This window comes from Gardnerella coleohominis, assembly GCF_002896555.1.
GTDB lineage: Bacteria > Actinomycetota > Actinomycetes > Actinomycetales > Bifidobacteriaceae > Bifidobacterium > Bifidobacterium vaginale_F.
In genome coordinates this window covers 1-347 of sequence record NZ_MNLH01000044.1, presented here as the reverse complement: position 1 = coordinate 347, position 347 = coordinate 1, and the positions used below count along the sequence as shown (strand labels likewise).

Here is a 347-nt window from a genome sequence, read left to right as displayed (position 1 = left end):
GACGCACTAATGAGTTTTCAGCTGTTGCAGCATCGCGAGCTGCTATTATTGGCGGATTTAAAGGAACTGCAAACTTGTTAGCAGCGCAACTTTACAATCTGAAAGCTATTGGTACAGCTGCGCATTGCTTTACTCTTGTACACGATAGTGAGCGTGATGCTTTTAAGTCGCAAATTGCAAGAAGTAAGTGAAACTGTAGAAGTTGCAGGCCCAGATTTAGGAGGAGTACGTATTGATTCTGGCGATTTGTGCGTAATGGCTAAACGTGTTCGTGAGCAATTGGATTCTCTTGGAGCAACGAATACAAAAATTACTGTTACAAATGATTTGGATGAATACGCTTTGGC

The 347-nt window shown here is 42.1% G+C and carries 1 pseudogene; it reads left to right on the top strand.

Annotated elements, in window-relative coordinates:
* Window positions 1–347 (top strand): annotated as a pseudogene (locus BFS05_RS06650) (nicotinate phosphoribosyltransferase); the annotation flags it as partial.